Annotated in this window: 16 protein-coding genes and 1 tRNA gene; 4 read left to right on the plus strand and 13 right to left on the minus strand. The window is 62.7% G+C overall.

The window, feature by feature from the left end; genetic code table 11:
• Positions 1-4 precede the first annotated feature (4 nt).
• The 3 genes from tagF to ACWBU6_RS21715 form a co-directional block, all read right to left on the minus strand.
• Positions 5-961, minus strand: coding sequence for a type VI secretion system-associated protein TagF (gene tagF / locus ACWBU6_RS21705; protein WP_452645433.1), 957 nt, complete (start codon positions 959-961; stop codon positions 5-7).
• Positions 958-4,515: a type VI secretion system membrane subunit TssM gene (tssM, locus tag ACWBU6_RS21710; RefSeq protein WP_452645434.1), complete on the minus strand. Its 3,558-nt coding sequence runs from the start codon at positions 4,513-4,515 to the stop codon at positions 958-960. Before tssM ends, tagF begins: the two co-directional genes overlap by 4 nt.
• Before the next feature lie 69 nt (positions 4,516-4,584).
• Complete coding sequence (locus ACWBU6_RS21715; RefSeq protein ID WP_452645435.1) at positions 4,585-5,298, minus strand: M15 family metallopeptidase; 714 nt, start codon at positions 5,296-5,298, stop codon at positions 4,585-4,587.
• A 103-nt stretch (positions 5,299-5,401) separates the two neighbouring features.
• On the opposite strand from ACWBU6_RS21715, the gene ACWBU6_RS21720 reads away from it, so the two are divergent.
• Positions 5,402-5,983, plus strand: coding sequence for a hypothetical protein (locus ACWBU6_RS21720; protein WP_452645436.1), 582 nt, complete (start codon positions 5,402-5,404; stop codon positions 5,981-5,983).
• Here the strand turns inward: ACWBU6_RS21720 and ACWBU6_RS21725 are convergent.
• The 4 genes from ACWBU6_RS21725 to ACWBU6_RS21740 are packed head-to-tail and all read right to left on the minus strand — an operon-like array spanning position 5,964 to position 12,886.
• Entirely contained in the window at positions 5,964-6,728 is a 765-nt protein-coding gene (locus ACWBU6_RS21725) for an alpha/beta fold hydrolase (RefSeq protein ID WP_452645437.1), read from the minus strand. The two genes, ACWBU6_RS21720 and ACWBU6_RS21725, sit on opposite strands and share 20 nt — an antisense overlap.
• 9 nt (positions 6,729-6,737) lie before the next feature.
• Entirely contained in the window at positions 6,738-9,968 is a 3,231-nt protein-coding gene (locus ACWBU6_RS21730) for a DUF748 domain-containing protein (RefSeq protein ID WP_452645438.1), read from the minus strand.
• A complete protein-coding gene (locus ACWBU6_RS21735) occupies positions 9,965-11,944 on the minus strand; it encodes a DUF6351 family protein (protein ID WP_452645439.1) in 1,980 nt (659 codons plus the stop codon). The genes ACWBU6_RS21730 and ACWBU6_RS21735 overlap by 4 nt, the downstream gene beginning before the upstream one ends.
• Positions 11,945-11,992: 48 nt before the next feature.
• A complete protein-coding gene (locus ACWBU6_RS21740; protein WP_452645440.1) occupies positions 11,993-12,886 on the minus strand; it encodes a hypothetical protein in 894 nt (297 codons plus the stop codon).
• 66 nt (positions 12,887-12,952) lie between these two features.
• On the opposite strand from ACWBU6_RS21740, the gene ACWBU6_RS21745 reads away from it, so the two are divergent.
• The gene (locus ACWBU6_RS21745; RefSeq protein WP_452645441.1) at positions 12,953-13,570 is read left to right on the plus strand and encodes a TetR/AcrR family transcriptional regulator; all 618 of its coding nucleotides are present in this window, start codon (positions 12,953-12,955) and stop codon (positions 13,568-13,570) included.
• Positions 13,567-14,421, plus strand: coding sequence for an alpha/beta hydrolase family protein (locus tag ACWBU6_RS21750; RefSeq protein WP_452645442.1), 855 nt, complete (start codon positions 13,567-13,569; stop codon positions 14,419-14,421). Before ACWBU6_RS21745 ends, ACWBU6_RS21750 begins: the two co-directional genes overlap by 4 nt.
• 18 nt (positions 14,422-14,439) lie before the next feature.
• On the opposite strand, the gene ACWBU6_RS21755 is transcribed toward ACWBU6_RS21750, so the two are convergent.
• From ACWBU6_RS21755 to ACWBU6_RS21780, 6 genes are all read right to left on the minus strand, one after another.
• Positions 14,440-15,453, minus strand: coding sequence for a hypothetical protein (locus tag ACWBU6_RS21755; protein ID WP_452645443.1), 1,014 nt, complete (start codon positions 15,451-15,453; stop codon positions 14,440-14,442).
• A gap of 432 nt (positions 15,454-15,885) precedes the next feature.
• Positions 15,886-16,206 carry a HigA family addiction module antitoxin gene (locus ACWBU6_RS21760; protein ID WP_452645444.1) on the minus strand — a complete coding sequence of 107 codons (321 nt, stop codon included), beginning with the start codon at positions 16,204-16,206 and terminating at the stop codon, positions 15,886-15,888.
• Between the two features lies 1 nt (position 16,207).
• Positions 16,208-16,477 carry a type II toxin-antitoxin system RelE/ParE family toxin gene (locus ACWBU6_RS21765; protein WP_452645445.1) on the minus strand — a complete coding sequence of 90 codons (270 nt, stop codon included), beginning with the start codon at positions 16,475-16,477 and terminating at the stop codon, positions 16,208-16,210.
• A 104-nt stretch (positions 16,478-16,581) separates the two neighbouring features.
• A tRNA-Asn gene (locus ACWBU6_RS21770) sits at positions 16,582-16,657 on the minus strand.
• A 58-nt stretch (positions 16,658-16,715) separates the two neighbouring features.
• Positions 16,716-18,899 (minus strand): TonB-dependent receptor, encoded by a 2,184-nt coding sequence (locus ACWBU6_RS21775; RefSeq protein ID WP_452645446.1) that lies wholly within the window; start codon positions 18,897-18,899, stop codon positions 16,716-16,718.
• A gap of 107 nt (positions 18,900-19,006) precedes the next feature.
• Positions 19,007-19,426 (minus strand): cupin domain-containing protein, encoded by a 420-nt coding sequence (locus ACWBU6_RS21780; RefSeq protein ID WP_452645447.1) that lies wholly within the window; start codon positions 19,424-19,426, stop codon positions 19,007-19,009.
• A 121-nt stretch (positions 19,427-19,547) separates the two neighbouring features.
• On the opposite strand from ACWBU6_RS21780, the gene ACWBU6_RS21785 reads away from it, so the two are divergent.
• Positions 19,548-22,211: a S8 family serine peptidase gene (locus tag ACWBU6_RS21785; RefSeq protein WP_452645448.1), complete on the plus strand. Its 2,664-nt coding sequence runs from the start codon at positions 19,548-19,550 to the stop codon at positions 22,209-22,211.
• Positions 22,212-22,218: the final 7 nt, after the last annotated feature.

The raw sequence follows: 22,218 nt of genomic DNA on the forward strand, positions 1-22,218 counted from the left end.
TTTGTCAGCAGAAGGTTTCATGGAACAGCTGTATGGCAACGGGCAAGCCCAGCTGTCCCTGTTCCAGGCAAGCTGCGAGGCGCTGCAAAGGCGCATCACCATGCAGTGCGCCTTCCACCCAGGCGCATTCGCCAAGCACCACCATGCCTTCCTGCGCCGCCCCTGGATCGATCACGGCAGAAAGGCTGGCCGGGTTGGCGCCATCCAGACCAAGCACTAGTGCGGGCTGGCCGGCAACCGGCGCAAGGAACATGGCAATCTCCAGGTCCTGGCACGCCAGCAGCGGTGTGGCAAGCGTCATCCAGAAAGCGGCAACAGGCGCACGCAATACCCCTTCACGCGGCAAAGGCAGGGCCAGGCTACGCGAAGTCACCGGCACATGGTCGCGCAGCGGCGACAGAAGCAGTCCCAATGCCAGCAGCAGGTGGCGCACAGGCACGCTGCCCTGTTGCCCGGCCAGCGATTCTTCCAGGCTGTCCAGGCAGGCGGCAGCCAGATAGGCTTCCAGGTCGGCCCGCGCCCGGCCCGCCTCGTGCAAAGGCACTGGCGCGATGCCATCGACCGGACGTGCGGCGGCAGCGGCCGCCGCCCCGGCGGCAATGGCCAGGCCCTCCCATGCCGGCGCCAGCGCCAGCGGGCTGCAAGGAAGGAATTCGCGCGGCTTCGGGACCTGGTGCACGGCCATGCAGGTGAACGGGAAGCGGCGCGCCGACAGGTCCCGGCTGGCCAGCATATGCCCGCATATCACCTGGCGCGATCGCGTTCCGACAAAGGCGAAATCCAGCGCGGGACATGCATCGTAATGCAGCCGCCAGCGCGGATTGGCAGCCAAGCGCTGCATGACAGCAGCCAGCCACTGATCCATCAACTCCACCAATACCTGGTCGCCTGGCGAGCGCACGAAATCGCCGCACCCTGGCAGCTTGCCAAAATAGGCGATGCGCTGCGATGTGACGCTCATGGCGCAGCTCCCTTGCCGACCACCGTCTCGGGCAGCCGCATGCCGCGAAAGCCGCCATCGCCTTGGGCACTGCCCGGTGTGCTGGTAATGCGCAGGTCCACCGTGACAGCAACGGCTGCGCTGCTCCAGCGCAGCTCGTGCACGCCCTGCTCCTTGCGCGTGCGGGCCGCCGAGTCGATCATGCGGCGCAGGGCCGTGGGGCCGCTCTCGCTGAACAGTTCCACCACCTTGCCGTCCGGCGCCACACCGCTGATGCGCACGCCGCTGCTTCCCTGCGGCCCTGGATAGACCATATTGGTCCATTGCGGCACGCCGTTACGAAAGCGCAGCAGCTGGCCGTCGATCTCGAGTGAATATTCCAGCAGGCCGTTGGCGGCGTGCGGCAGCAGCTGAAATACCGTCTGCGCCGGCGCCGCCACGCCGCCGGCGGCCAGCGGTGCGATCCATGCCGGAAAGCGCTGCAACGTCTGCGGCGCGAAACCGATGCCCATGTCGGCCCAGGTACGCGGCGCCAGCACGTCGCCGCGGCGCACGACCAGCGCGCCAAGCGAGCTGCCGACAAACTTGGCAATCGCCCCTTCCGGTCCGAACACCTGGCCAATCTCGGCCTGGCTGGCTTCCGCACTGCCCGCAGGCGCGAACGGGAACTTTTCCGCCAGCGTGCGGGTGAATGGCTGGTAGACCTGTGCCTGCCATGTCTTGTTGATTTCAGCCTCCGCCGGTGCAACCAGCCCGGCAAAGACCTGTATCAGCGGCCGCACCAGCAGCGGGCGGATGGCCTGTTTCTGCGCCTCGCCCAGCCCCGCCATCATCTGCTCGTCCACATGGCGCAATGCCTCGGACAGCTCGGAGCCGCTGCCCTCCAGCGTTTGCTGCATCAACTGCTTTGCACCCGGGCCGGGATCACCCTGGTTGCGAATGCTATTCAGGCGTGCCCGCAGCCGCGAAAGGTGGTCGAGGTAAGTCCGCATCAAGGAAGCATCCTTGTCGCGCGCCGCCAGCAAGCCCGCCACGGGGGCGAACTCGCGTCCCAGCGCGCCGGCCTGCGGCAGCGCGGCCGCCACGGCCGCTGCCGCCGGGGCGCGTTCGAACAGGCGCGTCCTGAACCATTGTGCCAGCCCGCGGTCCGCCTGCTGTACGCTGGCCGCCGTCAAGCCCGGACTGTCCCAGCCGGTCTGCGCCACTACCGTGCTCCAGACCTTAAGCAACGGCGAGATGGCGGGATCCCCCAGGCGATTCATGGCGTCCACCGTGCGCGGGAAATCGGGCAGCTCCGCGATCAGGACGCCTTGCAGGAAGGCTTGCCACTCCTTTGTGTACTCCGTCTTATAACTGTCAGTCAGCGCCTTTTGCACCTGTTCCGGACTGCCTTCCAGCGTCAGGTCGGTGCGCTCGGCCGTTTTCAACACCCAGTCGCTGGACTGCAGCGCGCTGTTGGCCGCCTCTCGGATCGCGTTGCGGACATAGCCCTCCCAGGCCTCCCGCGTGAAAGCCCCCGATACGGCATGACTGCCCTGCACCAGCTCCCGATCCGGTTCGCCGACAATGCGCGCTACCGTCATTGACGGATAGCGTGTACCGGCACGCGCCTTGATCTCGGCATAAACGCGCTCGCGCGCCGTCATTCCGCGCACAACCTGCCGCAGCTGTTCGCGCGCAGCATCGACCATCGCCAGCTTGGGATCGATGCGCGGCCAGTCCGGATCGTTCAGCTGCGACAGGTAGAACGCCAACAAGCCTTCCGCACTGCGCAACAGCTGTTCGCGCGGCATGGCGCCGCGATTAGCCTCCAGCCAATTGCGCCAGTGGCGCGTGAGCTGGTCGCCCAGGTGGGCGGTCTCGGCATGCGATTTATCGGCCAGCATCAGGTAGGTTTTCAGAGCGTTGTACGAATCCTCGACATTGCCCGCCTCGCGCTGCCCAACAGCGAACAATTGTGATTCCAGGCTGGCCGCAACAGGTTTGAGCAGGATCTCGCCCATGCCCCTGAAATACTCGCTGCGCAGCTTGCGGCCCAGCGTGTCTCCCTGGTACAGCCCCATGCCCAGCAGCCAGGGCGACTCGCGATCCAGTTTATCCAGTTGCTCAATGCGGTCTTGCAGCAGCTGCAGCGCTTCCAGGCGCGATTGCAGGTCCGGCCGCTGCGCCTGCAGCTTGACCGCCTTATCCAGGTCCGCCGCCGCATTGGCGACCAGCTGTGCGTTGCCCGAATACGACCAGGTCCATGCACCCAGAGCCGCCCCCAACAGCACGATCGCCCCGGCAAAGCCGCCGTTGCGCAGCAGCCGCTGCCTGCGGGTTGCATACTGGGAAACGAGGTCCTTGTCGGCGAAGATCACTTCGCGGAAAAGCCGCTGCAGGAAGTATCCCGCCTGGCTTCCCGTGCGGGGAGCGGCATCGGCCGGCAGCGCCAGGCCGAAGCGCCGCGCAACGCGCAGCGACTGTGCACACAGCGGCTGCCCTTCCTGCAGTGCGCTGGTGAAGTAATAGCCCCTGAACAAGGGGCGGAACTGGAAGGGATTGTCTTCGAACAGTGTGGCGAGGAAGGCTTTCAGCGGGGCGCGCAAGGCCGCGAATTCCAGCGGAAAGGTATGCACGCCGGCCGGCACCAGCTCGCGGCGGCGCTGCGCCATGATGGCGATCCCCATCTCGCCCAATCCTTCGCACAATTCATCAAAGCTCTGCTCAAAAAATGCCAGCATGTCGCGGCAACCCGCCTTCTGCCTGAAAGGCATGGTCGCGCCCCACGGCCGCTCGCGCTCAGCCGTTTCCGCGTCCATGAAAAAGTCCGCAAAGCCGGCTACCAGGTCAGCCTTGGTGAACATGACATACACGGGCGCGAAGACTTCCAGCCTCTCGATCAGGTCTTGCACACGCTGGCGCAGGCTGCGTGCCAGTTGCAGCACCGAGTCCGTGTCGTCGCCGCGCAGCTCGGCGACGCTGACTGCGATGATGATGCCGTTGACCGGCGCCCGTGGCCGGTGCTTCTTCAACAGATCCAGGAAGCCATGCCATTCCTCCCGGTCCGCGGCCTGCACCGCATAGCGCCCGGCGGTGTCGAGCAGGATGCCTTCCGCGGTAAAGAACCAGTCGCACTGGCGCGTGCCGCCAACACCCTGGACCGCCTGCGGATCGGCAAAGGGAAAGCGCAGGCCGGACTGCGTGATCGCACTGCTCTTGCCGGCGGCAGGATTGCCGATCACGATATACCACGGCAGTTCATACAAGGCGCGCGCGCCGGTTGCGCGGCCCAGGCGCGAATTCCTGATCGTGCCGACCGCCTCCTGCATTGCGTTGCGAACTGCAGCCAGGTCGGCTGCGGCGCGCGTTTCGGCCGGCTCCGCCGGGCCGGCTTCATGCCGGCGCGCGAGGTAGCGCCGCGCGCCCCACACAGCCAGTGCCAGCAGCGCGACCGCCGCAATGCCGGCCAGCGCCCACACCAGCGCAAGTTGCAGAAGTCCGGCGCCCAGCAAGAACAGCCCGGCCAGGCAAGCGAAGGCCAGTATGTTCAGTGTGCGCCTGTCGGTGAGCAGGTACCAGGTTCGTTGCAACATGATGGACCGGAAATGGGAGGCAGGTTGGCCGATGTTGCCACCAAGCGGCGCGGCGCCTCTTGAGCCGCCTCAAGCCCTGGCCTCGCGTGTGCGCAATTCGGTATGGCCAAAGTCCATCATGGCCCAGCGTCCGCCCCATACCATGCCGACAGCTTCGGCAGCTTCGCCATACAGCCGGTAGCCGCGCATGGCCCAGGGATCGCGTTCGCTGATGACCAGCCGCCCGTCGCGGACAAAGGCGCAGTCGGCGGCCAGCCCGAACTGGTGGAAACTCTGGAAGGCGCGTGCATTGCTGACATGGCTGCCCGCCGCGGCCAGCCTTTCCTGCCGTTCCGGGCTACGGTAGCCTTCCAGCAAAACCATCTCATAGCCGTGCCGGTCGCGCATCACATTGAACACCACCAGTAGGCGCCGTGCGAAATCCTTATCCAGCTGCTGCCAGTCGCGGTCTGCCTGCGCCAGCATGGGCCGCAGCAATTCGACCTCCGCAGCGGCGAAGGCCAGCGGCGGCAACGGCGGTGGCGGCACCAGCTGTTCACCTTGCAGCAAGGCCGCGATCTGCGGATCAATGGGATGGCCGCTTTCTTCGAAGGCCGGTACCATCTGCCGCGGGCGCAGCCAGTGCACCAGAAGCGGCGGAGCACCGGCCAGCAGCGCACTCCCGGCGCCAGTCAACAGCATGCGCCGCCGGCGCGGGTTGGGCCCGCGCTTTGGGGGAAATAGCAACAGCCAGCCGGCCGCGATCGCCGACACGAAGATGCCCGCGACGATAAATAGCAACATGGTGCGATCCATCAATACCAAAGCGCATACAGCACGCGACACTTGAATCCTATGCCGCCCCGCAATCGGACGGGTCGAGCGAAATCAAGCTTTGGGAGGACTTATGCGGCACGATTTGTTTGCAGGACCCTCGCTGCGGGATGACCGGCATCGCATCCTGGCGCGGCTGGCCAATGGCGGCAGCGTGCCGGCGCCAGCTCGCCAGTGGGCCCGTTGGAACCGGCTGCGACACGCCCGGCTTGCGACAGTCGCCACGCTGCTGGCTACTGGCGCCGCCGCGTGGGTGTGGCTGCAAAATGAGGGGGACCAGCCCACACCCGGACGGCTAACGGGAGCGTCGCCGGGCGCCGTGCTTCCGGCGATGCCCGCATCTGGCAGCACGCCAGGCGAAGACGCTCCGTCCCGGGCAGCGGAAATCGTCACCGCTGTGGCACCGCAAAGCGCGCCTGCCGCCACACCGTCCAAGGCAACGGCCACCATAACGACCACCGGGGCGGCGATGGCGGCCTCGAAGTCCACGGAGATGAAAGCGGTACGTCCGCGCCCCGCCAGGGCGGCCGGGGCCCCGCACAGGCCGCAAGCCGCTGCAGCAGCGCCGGAAGGTGATGAAGATGTGACCTTGCTTGCAGCAATGCTGAAGCACGCAAAGCCGCAAAAGCCTTCGCCTACCCTGCCAGAGGATTGACGAACGCAGCCATGGCCTGCAACGCCGCCTCCGGCTGTTCGATGTGCGGGCTATGGCCGCAGGCGGGCAGCAGCAACTGCCGCGCGCCAGGCGCGCCCCGCTCGATGGTATCGAGCTGCGCGCCTGAGCCGTAATGGTCTTCGCTGCCCTGCATCGCCAGCAAGGGACAGGCGATCGCTGGCAGCAGGTATTCGATATTCCACTGCCTGAACCAGGGCGCCAGCCAGGTATCGGCCCAGGAAGAGAACACCTGCTCCGCCTTGTCACCGTGATAGCGCCCCAGGGCGCGCATCTTGCCTTTAGTGTGGGCGGCCAGCACCGCCCGGATGCCCTCGATGGTAATGTCTTCCACAAAGACGTGTGCGGCAATACTGACCACGCCGCGCAGGCCCTGCGGCCGTCCGGCCGCATAGATCAGCGCTATACTGCCGCCGTCCGAATGTCCCACCACGACATGTTCGCGGCCCGGCGCCAGGCGCTCAAGCACTGCCGGCAGTTCTGCCAGCGCAAACTGGTGCAGGTAATGGATGCTGCGCGGTACAGCCTGCGGCGAAGACCTGCCGTAGCCCTGGCGCTCGTAGGCCAGTCCCGCGCAACCGGTGGCTGCACATAGCCGCTGCGGGAACTCCTTCCACATGCCGATGCAACCGAGGCCCTCATGCAGAAACACCAGTAATGGCTTGTGCGGATCACCTTCGATCAGCTCATAGTGCAGTTGCACGTTATCCATTTCCAGTATCCGCATGCGGGGCTCCTAGCGCAAGGCGAAGTCGGCGCGGCCCGCAACCCCAGCCTTCGGTGCGACCAGGAAGATGCGCTCCGGCGCCACCTGCCCCTGGCCCACCAGCCAGTCTTTGGCCACCTGCGCGCGGCGATTGCCGAGCGTGATGAAGTCGTCCTGCTCAAGCGTGATATTGGCCAGCATCAGCTTTTCCATTTCTTCTACCGGCAGCGATTTGGCAAAGCCCAGGGCGTTACGCGGCTTGACGAATTTCTCGTCCTTGTAAGCCCGTTCCAGCAGGCCCGCGTATTCGTCCTTGGCCACTTGTACGCCGCCTGCCGGCAGCTCGCTGCTGCGTGCCTGCAGCTCGCGCGTCTTGAGCTGGCGCAGCTTGCGCTCCAGCGCCACGCGCTTGAGCGCGTCCGCTTCCGCCGCATCATCGAAGCGGCCGGTGATATCCAGCTTCAGGCCAGGGCGCTCGGTCAGCGCCTTGGCCAGGGATTTCAGTTTTCCTTCCGATGCCGGCAGCAGCGCCGAACGGCCCTGGTCGAACTCCAGCATCGACAACTCCTCGCCGCCGCCGAACAGGGAGCCGATCAGCGCGAATGGCGAGGTGACGGTTTTCATGATGGCGTTGCCGATCACCTTGAGGATGATGCCGCCCAGCGAAAACTGCGGGTCGTCCAGCGATCCGCCGATCGGCACGTTGATGTCGATCACGCCATTACGGTCGCTCAGCAAGGCAACCGCCAGGTTGACAGGCAGCCTGGTTGCGTCCGGATTCGTGCTCTCCTTGCCGAAAGTGAGCTGGTCGAGCACCAGGCGGTTCTCTGCCTTCAACTGGCGGTTCTCCAAGGCGTAAGCCACCTCGAACGTCATCTTGCCCTTCTCGATTCCGTAGCCGACATACTTGTCCGCATAGGCCGACAGCTGAGACAACTCCATGCCGCGCACCTCGGCGCGCAGGTCGAGCGAAAGCTCCTGCTTTAAGGGATGCACGCGGCCGGCGATCAGCAGGGGGGCGCCGCTGACGTTGCCGCGCAGGTCAACGTTTGCGTTGTGCACGGGATCCGACGACAGGCCAGTCACCGTTCCACCGAGCTCTTTCAGGTTGGCCGTGTAGTTTGGCTTGATGAAGTTGTCGGTAAAGCGTACACGCCCGCCGGAGAGCAACAGCTTGCCGATACGGATCGGTGGCAGCGGTTCTGCCGGTTTCGCCGGAGCCGCCTTGGGAGCCGGGGCGACGGCCGGCAAAGGTGCGGCTTGCGCCACGTCCCTCGCCTTCGCCCTGGCATCCTTTACCGCCTGCGCGCGGGCGCTGGCTTCGGTCAGGCTCTTGCCCTCCTCCCCTTCCCGGCGCATCACATCCTGCACGTTCAGCCGCCCGTTCGGATCGATAATGACGCGGGCAAAGAAGTCGTCCAGCGCGATGCGGTCAATGCTGAGGGTGAACGGCTTGAAATTGACGTCCATGCCGCCAAAAGCCAGCGACTTCCAGCTAAGGAAATCATTGGAGCTCGATTTGTCGACGGTAGAGAGCCGGCTTACACTGACGTCGCCCTTAAAGCCGCCTGCCACTGCGCCATCTTTGCCGGTTTCGAGGCGCAGGCGCGCTTTGCTGGAAACGGCTGCCTGCAACAGGCGAAGGTTCACGTAATCGGTGACATAGGGCTGCAAGGGCAGCAAGTCGAAATTCTTCAGTTCCAGTGCCAGGTCCGCATTCAGCGGCGACGGCGCCAGCTGGCCCTTGAGCTCCAGTTCGCCTTTATTGACGGCTGTCTTCAGCGCCACCTCCGCTGACGCACCGGGCGCGTTGGAATAGCCTTCGACGGTCAGCGTCAGGGGCGACAACTTGAAGATGGTCGGTTCGGCGCGCAAGTCTTCACGCAACTTCGCGTCCCAGTCGCTGATCTCCAGCTTGCCCACTTTGATTTGCATCGGCTCTTCGCCAGCCGGCTTGGCTGTTGCCTGGCCGGCGGCTGGCTTATCCGCCATCTTGCCCTGGTGGACATCGATTTCCGCACTGTTCGAAGTGAGCGAAGCGATATCCAACGTGCGCTTGCCGCCGTCAAAGGCGACGTCCTGCACGAGCAGGCCGAACTTCGCCAGGTCGGCACGCAGGTTGCCGTGCGGCGTGTCATCGGCATAGCGCAGAGCTGCGCCGTTGACAGCCAGTTCCTTCAGCAGCACTACCGGGCCGGAGCCCGCAGGCCTGGCGGCAGGCGCCGGTCCGGGCGCCGCCGCTTCCGGCGCCGCTGCCGGCACCAGCTGGCCCAGGTTCAACACACCATCCTTGCTGCGTTTGACGTCCAGCGCCAGCCCGTCGATGTCGACTTTCGCAATCTCGAAACGCTGCGCCAACAGGTCCAGCTTGCCCAACTTGACCTTCAAGCTATCGAGCTTGGCCACCTGGGTGCCGTCGAGTTGCTGCAACTGCGCCCCCGACAACGTAGCTTCCCCGCCCAGCACCAGCGATGCCGGCTTTTCCTTCGGCTGCACCACGGTCAGCTTAAGCTGCGCCTCCAGGTGCGCCGACGGCAGCTTGAAGCCAGGCTTGAACGGCAGGTAGCCCAGATAGTTGGTCAGGTCGACTTTATCGAGTTTCAGGTCGAGCGCATAATCCTTCGGCTCGGCAAACGGGCGCGCCCTGCCCTTCAGCAGCAGCGGTGCGCCATTGATCTTGGCGCTGAACAGCGGCTCGACGAAAATCGTTACATCAGCTGGCAGCGACGAAACAAACGGCAGGCCAAGTTTCAGGTCCTGCACCTTATGCGTTACGCCGGCCGGCTTGTCCTCGAAGGCCAGGCTGCCTTCTTCCAACTGGATGTTATTGACCGAAAAGCGCGCCGGCTCAGGCGACGGCGGCTGGCTCGCGATCAGTTTCAGGATATCGTCGATGTTGTAGCGGTTATCGGCGTCGCGCGCCAGGCGCACATAAGGCTTGGTCAGGCGCACTTCCTGCACCACCGGCGCCATGCGCGTGACAGACTGCCACGACAGGTCCGCCCCCAGCCGGTCGAAGCTGGCAAAGACGGTGCTGCCGTCCTGCTCCATCATCTTCACACCGCGCACCGAGGCGGCCAGCGTGAACGGGTTGAACGAGACTTCCTCAATGCTGAGTTGGCGATGCAGTTTCTCCGACGCCTGTCTGGCCGCCTGCGACTTGACGAGCGCCGGCACGGCAAGGAAGCCGATGCCGGTGTAGGCCAGCAGCAGCCCGGCCAGGGTGCCGGGAACAAGGTATTTCAATGGCGGGATCTTCATAGGCCATTATTGTAATCGCATACGCCTTGCGGAAAGATCCGGGACAGCCAGGCTTTTTGCGCATCGCTGAAAGCCGGCGCCGGCCCGTAAGTCCCGTCGGTGAAGGCCCGCTGCAAGGGCTTGAGCTTGCACTTGAAGGTATCGCCCTGGATCGATTCACCCGCCACCATGCGCGGGCTGCTGTAGATTGGGAAGGCCCGGGTACATGCGCCAGGCTTGCTGCCATCGAGGATGCCGGCCCACGCATCGGGGCCCGAACCAAGCACATTTCCGCCACCGTCCACACATCGGTCGGCAAATTCCGCTGGTGCGCTGCCGCTGGTAAGGTATTTATCCAGCACCGCCATCGCCTGCATCACCTGCCCCGCCAGGTCCGTTTCCGTTCTTGCAAACCAGATAACCTGCTGCCTGGCCTCGCCAGTATTGGCCGCCAGCAGGCGGGCACGGACCGAGAAAGCCTGCCGCGCATTGTGCATGTCCAGCTCCGCCTCACGGTAGGGTCGCAGGTCGATCATCGGTATCCCAAGCCGCTTGCCGGTGAAAACATGGCCGGAATCGAAAGCCGCGCGAATCGCCCGCTGCTCGCCCTCGCGCCGCGGCGCCGGTCTGCCGGCCGGATCGCGGCAAGTCGCGCTGCGATGCATATTGACCGAATCGAAAGGGTCGCTGTCAGGCTTGTACGGCACGAAATCGCGCTGTTCCTTCCAGCTCCCGGCACAGGCATTCAGGCGCAGGAATTCATCGGCATCCAGCTTGCCTGCCACCAGAGCAGCGAGGCCGTACTGCACGCCCACATTATCGATCGGGATGGGCGCAAAACCTTCAGCATCGGCGCCATAGAACTCTTCCAGATCGTTCCAGTGTGTCCACTTTACCTTGGCAAAGGACGCCGGCGTATAACCGTAGAAATCGATGGCCTTGTCAAATCTGCTGTCGCGAAAGTGCGGGTTCAGCACCATCGGCATGGCGAAACGCCAGCCGTTGATGCATTCGGTCGTACCAGGCTTGCCGGTGAAAGGGTTCTTTGCAGTGTCGCTGGCGTTCATGCCCAGCACTAGCGACTGGCTGCTCCAGTTCGCCCACCGGGAATGTGGGTCGCGCGCCACCTCGTCGCGGAAGTACTGCCCCAGCAAGGGACAGTCGGAGATCGGGATCGATTGCGTCACCATGTCCGGATACGACTGCACCGGAATCCCCGCATCGAACAGCCCCGGACGATTTTGCGCAAACAAATACTGCTGCACCGCCCCGCCAGAGCCGCCGATGCCGATCGTATAAACCGGCTCGCCGTACTTACCGGTGAAGTAAGCCTTGGTCTGCGCCGCCGTCTCTTCGGCCAGCCGCATATTGTAGTGAACTCCGCTCTCATTGCCGGAGGAGCTGGCAATCGCATAGCCCTCCGCCAGCAGCTTGGGCATCAGCTGCTTCTCCGAGCTATTCAGCTTGTCGTTCAACCACATGGCCGTGCCCTGCTGGTGGCCTATGCCGACGCCGCCACGCATCCAGTAAAGCAGCTTACGGTTCCATGGCGCACGCTCCAGCATGGCAATCGTGTAGATGAAACGGTTGATGGTTCCTGCTTCGACGCGCACCACAAACGGTATCGTCTCTGCATTTACCACAACCGTCTTCATGTCCGGGGGTGGCGCCCGAAAGCCATTCGAGGGATCGAACGGCTTGAAGCCGGCACCGGTGAAGTAGAAATGCTGGATGCGCGGCTTGATGGCACATTGGCTGCTATGGCCGACCACCTTCCCCGTCTCGTCGCGCACCGGATGCCCAATGCCTTGATGGTTATCGACCAAAGGCTGGCCGAGCCCGGATTCCATTGTGCGGCAGACAAAAGGCTGCTGCTGGTGCTGGTGCTGCAAGTGCTGGAGCAGGTCCTGCTGGTGCGGCGGCTGTCCTTGCTGTTGCGGGGTGCTGCATCCTGCCAGGGTGATAGCCGCTAGCACGGCCAAAGTCCAAGCTTTCATGGCGCCTCCTCCTTGGCAGCCAGTGTAACGCGGCTGCAGCGATCATGCCTATCGCTTGCCCGCCAACTCCTGCGGCCGATACCACAATTCACCTCGCGCCAGCGGCGTTTGCGGCGGCAGACCTGGATTGGGAATACGGAAAAGGCGGCGGCGCGCCAGGCCGGAACGCTTGATCAACGGTCCTTTATACGCCGTAAACAGCGCTTGCAGCGAGCCATCCTGCACCATCGCCTCCAGCCCTGCCTCCAGCCGGTCGGCCAGCGCCTCCCCTTCCGCATCGCGCCGGGTAAAGAAATAGCGCGCCAGCGGGTAGTAGAGCGCGATACCCGGCTCCACCTCGAAACCGAAGCGATGATGCCGTTCATCGTACTCGCTCAAGGCTTCATCGACAGAGCGCGACAAGGCGTCGAAGCGTTTAACTTCCAGCATCGAGAACAAGCCATCGTAATTATTCCCCTCCACCACCTTGAAGCCGCCGGCCTGCAGGATGCCGACGTCGACCCAGCCCTTGCCCTGCCCAATGCTAAAGCGGCGCAACTGGTCGAGCGACTTGACCTTGGCAAACCGCGGCAGGTCTTCATGGCGCACCAGCAGCAGGCGGTAGCCGATCAGGCCACGATCGACGGGAATCCGCACGGGACGGAACTGCTGTTCCAATTGGGCTGACGTAGCGCGGACAAAGACATTGATGGAACCTGCCCCGGCAGCTTCGGCCGTTACCCGCGCCGGCGACATGTATTGACTGGCCTGGCGCAATTCATAGGGGCCGAAGCGTGCGCGCGTCTTTTCAAGCGCCGTGCGCAGCACCTCCCAGTCGTACAGGTAACGGCTGTCCTGCGCGGACTCAGGGCGTGGATAAACAAGCTGCTGTGGGACCTTCGCAGGATTTGCAGCCGCCTGCATCGTCAACAGGACAAGGAATAGCAGGCCGGTCATCTTCATGACGGCCAGCTTAACCCGAAACGAAGAAGCTTGACTAGAATATCATTCTAGAACAATATTCTAACCATGATCCAAGCCGACCGAAAAACCGCCATCCTGTCATCCGCCCTCGCCGTGTTCTCTGAACAAGGTATCGAGGCCACGTCGATAGAAGATATCCGCCAGCGCAGCCAGGCGTCGGTGGGCAGCATTTACCACCACTTCGGCAACAAGGAAGGTATCGCCGCCGCCCTGTTCGCACAGGGCCTGGACAATTACTGGCAGCAGATCAAGGACAACGTGGCCCGGGCCAGCAACGCCGAGTTCGCCATTCATGCCATCGTCAGCACCCATCTGCACTGGATCGTGGAGCAGCCCGACATGGCGCGCTTCCTGTTCGCGCGCCGCCAGGCCGTCAGTGCCGAACATGACGACGCCATCCGCCAGCGCACCGCCAGCCATTTCAGGGAAGTGTTTGAAAAACTGAAGCCGTGGTTCAAACAGGGCGTGCTGCGCCGGCTGCCGGTCGAACTGTATGGTCCCCTCCTGCTAGGCCCCTCGCAGGAACTGGCGCGCAACTGGCTGGGCGGGCGCATCGCCTTCGACCCGCTCAGTGCCATCGATGAATTGAGTAGCGCCGCGTGGCGCACGCTCGCCACCAACCCGGTCCACACCGGCGCCGCCTACAAAGGATCAAAAACATGAGCGCCACTCGCATCACCTTGCAAACGCAGGATGGCCAGCAACTGGCCGCCTACCGCCACGATCCCGCACGCGCGCCACGCGCGCAAGTGGTGTTCGTCCCCGGCATGGCGATTCCCCAGCGCTTTTACGCTACCTTCGCTGCCTTCCTGGCGGGGCTGGGCTACCGCGTGTGGACCTTCGACTATCGCGGCATGGGCGAATCACGCCAGGGTCCCCTGCGCCGCTGCAAAGCCGACATCACCACCTGGATCGCACTCGATCTCGAGGCTGTGGTGCAGCACGCCACGACACAGGACGCTGCACTTCCCCTTTTCCTGCTCGGCCACAGCCTGGGCGGCCAGACCGCCCCATTGCTGCCGTCGATCCGCAAGGTAGCAGGCTTGGTCAACATTGCCGTTGGCAGCGGCGCGACGCGCCACAACCATCCGCGCGTACAGCGCACTGCGCCGCTGTTGTGGTACGTGCTGGCACCATTGCTATGCCGGATGCTCGGCTACTTTCCCGGCAAGCGCCTGGGCATCCTGGGCGACATTCCAAGCGGCGCAATGATGCAGTGGCGCCGCTGGTGCCTCACGCCCGACTACCTGCTGGCTGGCGAACCCGGCGCGCGCGAAGCGTATGCCAGCGCCAGCTTTCCCGTGCTCGGCCTCACCTTCAGCGACGATGAGCTGCTGCACGAATCGGGCTCGCGCATGCTGCATGAGGCCTACACTAACGCCAAGGTCGACTATCGCGTACTCAGCCCCGGCACCTTCAACCAGGAACGCATCGGGCATTTCGGCTTCTTCCGCCCCCACCAGGAAAAAGTATTGTGGCCCATGGTCGGCGAATGGCTCGACCAGCATTGCTGACTACTTTCAGGAATCCCTTTAAGGCCGAAGATACTGGACACCCAGAATTACCACTGCAGAAACCGCAAATGCAGCTATTGCCCAACGGCCATCAATGTGCCAGTCATTCTGGTTCTTCCGGAGTTCTTTGAGCTCTTGATCCCGCCGTGCCACATCGTTGCGCAACCGGCTCGTTTCACATTTCGCAGCGGTGACGCTTTCCTCACTTCGAGCAAGCATTGCGGTCAAGATGCAAGCGTTTTCTTCGAGCCGTTGCACCTCGGTAGTAAGCTCTCCGACACGCTCTTCGGCAGCACCCCGGGCCTTTTCTGATTCCGCAAGCTGTTGCCTGAGGATGACCCGATGCTGCTCCAAGTATTCCAGCGTACTCGGGTTATTGAGTACATCGCAGGAAAGAAACCCGGTAGGACCTTCCAGCATTTTTCTGATGCGACAGACGTAAGCAGCTTCATGCTCATCTGTCGTCGTCTCAACGTCGTACTCATACAGGATGCCCTGAGGGATCGACACCTCCACCATGGGCAGTCGCAGTGAACGGGCGATGTCGAGCTTGTCATTGTCCACGGCATGCGCGCGCCTGATCTCCACGTAAAGCTCGCCACCCCATTTCAGGCCAAGACTGGTTTCGCTCTCGAAGCGAAGGAAAACGTCGGTGCGCCGCAAGCTCTCGGGATGATCGATCCCCTTCTCTAGCTCGCTTGCAATGACTGTGATCCGATGGTTGCCTAGCTTGCCAAGCTTCAGCATCGTGCCCGTAATCGAGGACAGCGCTTCTTTGAACAGCAGATGCTGCAACGATTCGCCAGCCCCGCCCGAATGTTCATCCGCAGTCACCTTATACTTGAAGTGTGGCGCACTGCCCTTCCTATAGACATGCGACATCGGCTTACGCTGACCAGCGTTGTGAAGACTGTAGTAGGTCTGCCGGGTTGATTCGCCGCGATAGAACTGGTCCCGTTCATTTGCGACAGACCAAGCAGTTACAGTAACTTTCCCGGCTTGCTCGAGGTAGGCCCTGGTCTTCATGCGCATGAGTTAGGAATGACCTCATAAAATAATACCCGAACACGCGCAATCTGCTCCGATTTCATTCTTAACGCGGCCGAACAACAGACACACGTGATTCGGTGCCTTTCCAAGGAACTGGCTATGCTTATACAATTGCCGTGAGGCCGCAGGTAGCAAAAGTCGTTGGGGGAATCTCGTTTGAGTGACTGTGCAAGACTCGGCTGCAAGCTGTGGCGATTTCATCTGATCAGGCCCGGACTGGAAGCGGGCACACAATCGGGAAATACAGGGCGTAGACACTGCCGCCACAGGCCCAAGAACAAGGATGCCAATATCCAACCCATCGAAATTCTCCTGCGGAATGCAAAAAGCCCAACCGTATGGTTGGGCTTTTCTGAGTTCTGGCTCCCTGACCTGGACTCGAACCAGGGACCTGCGGATTAACAGTTCGGCGGCCTACGCGTCCAGCGCGAGCGGTTCGATCTCTTTCGTAATTGCCTTACCTGCCAACGCCTCGGCCACCCGAAGGTCATACGCACTTTGCAAATTCATCCACCCTTGTGCCTCGCTGCCAAAATAGCGTTCCAGGCGCAATGCCGTATCTGCCGTGACTCCACGCTGGCCCTTGGTAATCTCACTAAGGCGAGAATAGGGAACGCGCAATGCCAAGGCTACAGCACGAACGCTTACGCCCATAGGCTTGATGTAGTCCTCCATCAAAATTTCCCCCGGATGGATTGGACGCATTCCATTCTTGAACATGATGTATTGCTCCATTCTAATGAGGATCTTCGATCCGAACGTCGCAGGGTCCATTTGTACCCCACCTGAAACTCAATCGCCACTGAGCGTTGATGCGCACATGCCAAGCGCCGTTGTATTCCTTCAAATCGTTGCCCGGTGGCGCTTTCATGAAGTTGACCGAAGGTGCCGCGTCAAGCTGGGCCAGCTTACGTTCGGCGACGCTCTTAATGTTTACAAAACGCCGGCTCTTGCCTGTTGTGAAGGGCGCCTCGGTGTCTGGACACGCAAAGGACTGGATTGACATGAATTTATGTTATCCGTTATCCGGATAACGGTCAACTTATTGCTTGAGAATTGCTGACTGAATGCAAAAAGCCCAACCGTTTAGGGCTGGGCTTTTCTATGTTCTGGCTCCCCGACCTGGACTCGAACCAGGGACCTGCGGATTAACAGTCCGTCGCTCTACCGACTGAGCTATCAGGGAAAAGAGGCCGCATTATATCGGCCAATTTCAGGACTGGCAAGCGCCAGCCCTGAAAAATTTAGAACGAGCCTTTGAACTGCACGCCAAACTGACGTGGCTCGTTGACGAAGCCGGTCAGGTTGTTGAAGTCGATGGCGCCGGTGATGCGGCGCTGGTCGGTAATATTGCGTGCGAAGGCTGCGACTTCGTACTTGCCGCCGGCCCAGTTGTAACCCACGCGCAGGCCGCCTTCGGTCAGCGGTGCGCCGGTGAATTCAACTGCCTCGTACAGGAAGAAGTTCACCTTCGAGCGGTAGGACCAATCGGTCACCACGAACAGGTTGCCTTCCGCCAGCGGGTAGTTGTAGCGGGCGTTCAGGTTGATGATCCACTTCGGCGCCTGTGGCAGCGCGTTGCCGTCGATGACCACGCGGCCCGACGCATTGACCGGATCCAGGATGGTGCACTGCGCGCACTTGTTTACGGACAGCGACGGGTCGCGGATCTCGGTGAAGTTGTACGAAGCGCTGGCCGACATCTTGAAGTCGTTGGTGATAAAGCCCTCGATTTCGCCTTCGATGCCACGGCCCTTGGTCTTGGCAGCGTTGATCAGCTTGGTGACGTTGGAGTTACCGCCAACCACGGTCAGCTGCTGGTTCTTCACGTCATAGTCGTACACGCTCAGGGAAGCGCGTGCGCGGCGGTTCCACAAGTCGGCCTTCACACCGGCTTCGATCGAGGTGATGGTTTCAGCATCAGCCACGGTGATCGGCACCGAAGTAGAAGCAGCTGCGATCGATGGAGCGCGGAAGCCGGTCGCGTAGCGGGCGTACAGGCTGACGTCATTGTTCAGCTTATAGGTGCCGCTCAGGTCCCAGTTGAACTTGTCCTTGGATTCGGAAACCGACTTCGGACCGACCAGGGTGGTGCCGGTGGTTTCCAGGGTGTCGAAGTCTTTCTTGTCTTCGGTGTAGCGCAGGCCGCCGCGCACGGTGAATGCGTCCGTCACTGCGTAGTTCACGGAACCGAACAAGGCCCAAGCTTCGTTCTTCTGCTGCGATGTCACGCGCGAGGTGCGGCTGCCGGCAACGTTGAAGTTGTCCTGGCCGGCCACTGCCTTCTCGTCGAAGTAGTACGCGCCTGCCTGCCAGTTCATCGGGCCGGTGTACTTGGACTCGATGCGGAACTCTTGCGAGTACTGCTTGATATCCGGTACGAAGGCTGCGGTGGCAACCTGGAACGGTACCGCTGGCGCATTGGTCGGGTTGCCGCCGTCGATGTCGCCGCGCGAGTTGTAGCGGGCCACGGTCTCGTAACCGGTGATCGAGAACAGCTTGTGGGCGCCCAGGTCCCAGCTCATGCGCATGTTGGCGCCCTGGGTTTTCAGTTCCTGGTCTTCACGGCCGTTGATGGCGATCTTTTCCGGATCGAAGCCATCCACAAAGGTATTCGAACCCTTCTTGATGATGTTGGCGCGGAACAGGCGCGAGCTGCCGGTGGTCTGGCGCTGGTGCACGTTGAGCAGGGCGTTGAACACACCGTTCGGCTGGTACAGCACCTGCACGCGTTCCGCGTGTTCATTGTAGCCTTCCAGCGCGTCCTTCTCGCCGGTGAAGGTGTTGTCGACGAAGTCGTCGCGGTGCTGGCGCAGGGTCGAAACGCGCAGGGCCCACTCTTTCGACAGCGGCACGTTGGCGGCCGCTTCGATATTGGCGGTAGCGTCGGTAGCGTAGGAAACGTTGTAGAAGCCTTCCACGCCGCGCAGGCTTGGCTTGGCCGATTCAAACTTGACCACGCCGGCCGGGGTGTTGCGGCCGAACAGGGTGCCTTGCGGGCCACGCAGCACTTCCACGTTGGCCAGGTCGAACATCGGGTAACCCTTCAGGATCGGATTCTCCTGCACCACGTCGTCATAGATCAGGGAAACCGGCTGCGAGGCGAACACGGCGAAGTCGGCGTTACCGTAGCCGCGGATGTAGAAGCGCGGGAATACACGGCCGGTCGACGATTCGACGTTCAGCGATGGGGTCTTGCCGGCCAGGACGCGGATGTCCTGGCCGCCGGACAAGAGGATGTCGAGCTTCTCGGCCTTGATCGAGGACACGGATACCGGCACGTCACGGATATTTTCGGCGCGGCGCTGTGCGGTAACGGTCACCACTTCCATTTGGCCGGCTGGGGCCTGGGTTGCTTCCTGGGCCATGGCGGCCATCTGCACAGTGGCAAGGCTTACCAGCACGTGCATTTTGGACAACTTCATCATGTTCTTTCCTTGTGGGCGGTTTGATGGATGTCCCCTATTCTCCCCACTGGTCGCGGTCTGTCGCCGCAAAATAGCCGGCATTATATACCCACTATAACTTTCCGACACTATTCCTTGACCGTCAATGTGCTACCAACAGCGCCCGCATAGAACACCAGCAGCCTGGCCGGCCCCCTGCTTACGTTGCGGCCGTTATGCAGGGTGTTGACCACTTCGGCCAGCGCCTGCCCGGCCAGCACACGTTTTATCAAACCGTCTTTCAGGCTAACCTCCAGCTCGCCTTCGAGCAGGTAGCCAAACGACGGGACGGGGTGCAGGTGCCAACCCGTTTCGCCGCCAGGGGCGATTTCCACCATCAAGGCGGTGATTTCGGCCTGTCCGCCCGGATAGGCCAGCGCCGCCCCGTTCCAACTGGACGGCGACTGCATCAGCCTGGTGACTTTGATGGAAGTGGACTGCTCCAGCGCATAGGCTGGCTGGGCGGTGAAGATGGCGAGCACGGCAACGACGGATGCGAAGTTTTTCATGGCTGTCTCCGGTTGGTATATGCCGCATGATAGACGCAGGTCAAGGCCCGATCAAACAGCCCTCCTAGACTGGCTTGATCCCCGCAACAAAAGGGGACTTCCGAACCCGCTAGGAGACATCATGAAGAACTTCCCGCAAGAAATGAACCATGCCTCGGGCGCCTCGCTGGCGCTCGACACTACCCGCCTGCTGATCGCGCTCAAGCAACCGAAGGAGCGCAGCGCTGTCGAACAATTCCTGCACAGTGTCGACCTGCTGCTGGAGGACGAAGCCGATGAAGGCATGGTGCCGGGTGAACGCGTCAACCACACCAAGACCCGCTACTTTGTGCAATCGCGCCGCCCGTTGGATGACGGGCGCCTTGCCAGGATTGAAGAAGCCGGCGCGCAGTTGGGCCTGGACTGGATCGGCCCCGTCTACCGCCAGGCCGGCCAGCGCGGCCGCCGCGCCCTGATGGCGCCCTTGCCCCATGTGGCGCTGGTCAAGCTGCGCCAGCGCGACGCCGGCTTCAAGCTGCCGGAGGGCCTGGGCGCCAAAGGGGCGGCCGAGCCGGCAATCCAGGAGATCGCGGAGAAATCGCGCTACCTGAATGGCCACCACTACCTCCAGATCAGCAATGTCAAAGAGATCAATGCCTACCAGCTGCGCGAACGCCTGCGCCAGATTCCCAACGCGCCCATTTCGGATTTCCAGTTCGAAACCATGCCGCTGCTGACGCCCACCTCGATTGCCCCCAACGACACCTTCTTCCCACAACAATGGGACATGACCCGCATTGAAGCCGGCGGCCCGGGCACCACCGGCTGGGACATCACGACCGGCGCCGCCACCACCGTGGTCTGCGTGCTGGACGAAGGCTGCGACCTGAGCCACCCCGACCTGCGCTTTTCCGCGCCCGGCATCAACCTGGGCACCATGAGCGGTGACGGCTCGCCCACCGGCAACCACGGCACCGCTTGTGCCGGCATCGTTGCCGCCACCTATAACAATGGTACCGGCGTCACCGGCGTGGCAGGCGATGCGCGCATCCTGCCGGTCGCCTTCGACGCCTGGACCGACGTCGAAGTGGCCGCCGGCATCAATTACGCCTCCGCCAACGGCGCCAGCATCATCAGCATGAGTTTCGGCTGGAACGGCTGGAGCCCGGCCATCATCGACCCGGCGATACAGAGCGCTTTCAATAACGACCTGGTGATGTGCGTCGCCACCCACAACTACAACGGCCCGATCACCTACCCCGCCACCAATCCGCTGGTGATCGCGGTCGGCGCCTCGGACGAAATCGACAACCGCAAGACGCCGGGCAGCCCTGACGGCGAACCCTGGGGCTCCAACTTCGGCCCGCAAATCTCCGTAGTATCGCCCGGCGTGCACATCCCGACCACAGACCGGCAAGGCGCGGCAGGCTACAACGCCACCGACTATGACCTGGTGTTCAACGGCACCTCCTCCGCCACGCCGCACGTAGCCGGCCTGGCAGCCCTGATCCGCAGCGTCTACCCGATGCTGGACAATGTGCAGGTACGCGCCCATATCGAACGCACCGCGCAGAAAGTCGGCGCCGTGGCGTATGCGGAAACCGCCGGCAAATCAAACGGTACCTGGAACCAGGAAATGGGCTACGGCCGCATCAACGTCTTCCGCGCTCTCGATGAAGCGGACGTGATGATCAAGGACGCGCCAGCCGACAATGGCAGCGAGCCCTTCACCGGCGGGAATTTCTGGGACTTCTCCGACATCGTGGTGCGCATCAACGACGATAATGTCTTCGTGCCAAGCGACCCGCTGCAATCGAAGAATGTCGAGCGCGGCCAGGCCAATTACATCTATGTGCGCGTCACAAACAACGGCGCCCGCGACGCACGCAATGTCTCGGTCAGCACGCGCATCACGCCTTATGTGGGGCTGCAGTTCGTCTACCCGCCCGACTGGACCCTGGTCGACGCCATGCACGTCAGCCCGACTGGCATTACCACCAGCTTTGCCAGCGTACCGGCCGGCGGCACCGTCATGGCCAAATTCCGCATCGAAGCAGCCCAGACGGAAGACCTGTACGGCTGGCAGGAGAACCACCCATGGCACCCTTGCCTGCTCGCAGTCGTCAACGCCGACAACGACTACGCCTTCGCCACGGCACCACTGACCGGCGATCCGATCAGCGCCCGCCGCAACAACCTCGCGCAGCGCAACCTGTCGGTGATCGACGTACTGGCGGGCGCCCGCGCCGCCTTCCCCTTTGTGGCGGGCAGCCGCTACAACCGCGAAGCGCGCATGACACTGGTGATCGACCGCAGCCACCTGCCGGAAACGATGCCGCTCACGCTGTCCTTGGATGAAGACGGTTCAGCCTTCCCGGCTATCGATTTCGACAACCAGTCCGACCCGCAGCCCGGGCACACCCACGGCGAGGAAGACATGAAAAAGGATTGCGGCCTGGTCTTCCTGCAGGATACCCGCGTCAAGACCCGCTTCGCCTGCTGCTGCGGCATCCTGACGCTGGCGAAAGGCTCGCACTTCGACTGCCTGCCGCGCCGCGCGCTCGGCGATGTGACAGTGCAAGGCGGCGATGTGGTGCTGCGCAATGGCAAGCGCTATGTAGAGATCCGCCAATCGGTGGTCAAGGTCACCATGGAGAAAGACGCCGCCATGATGTACCCACTGGCGCTGCAGACCAGCATCCCTTCGGCAGCTGCCGAAGGAAGCCAGTACCAGGTCAACGTGGCCCAGCTGAATGAACAGGGCACACCGGTGGGCGGCGCATCCATGGTCTACCACGTGGGTTGAGTCAGCG

This window comes from Pseudoduganella sp. HUAS MS19 (assembly GCF_053615455.1).